We start from the raw sequence: 339 nt of genomic DNA on the forward strand, positions 1-339 counted from the left end.
GGCCGGCACACCGGTCACCGTGACCTTGTCGAACGGCGCCGTGATCACCATCGAAGCAGGTAAAACTACCGGCTCCGTGACCGTCGATGCGCCGAAAGACGATGTCTACAAAGACGCCGGCACCGTCGAAGCAACCATCAAAGACGCGACCGGCGGCAATTTCGAGAACCTGGTCGCCAGCGATACACCGGCGGTGACCACCGTCAATGACACCATTGATACCAGCACCGTTTCGCTGAGTGCCACCGCGAACGTCGCCGAAGGCGAAACCGTGGTTTACACCGCGACGGTTGGCGCTCCCGTCACTGGTTCGCCAGTGGTCGTCACCCTGTCCAACGG

At 61.7% G+C, this 339-nt stretch carries 1 protein-coding gene; it reads left to right on the forward strand.

What is annotated here, in order from left to right; translation table 11 throughout:
* On the forward strand, positions 1 to 339 hold a 339-nt coding region (locus tag JFU11_RS27925), incomplete at both ends, for an immunoglobulin-like domain-containing protein (protein ID WP_201062763.1).

The organism is Pseudomonas sp. TH37, from assembly GCF_016650735.1.
GTDB classification, from domain to species: domain Bacteria; phylum Pseudomonadota; class Gammaproteobacteria; order Pseudomonadales; family Pseudomonadaceae; genus Aquipseudomonas; species Aquipseudomonas farris.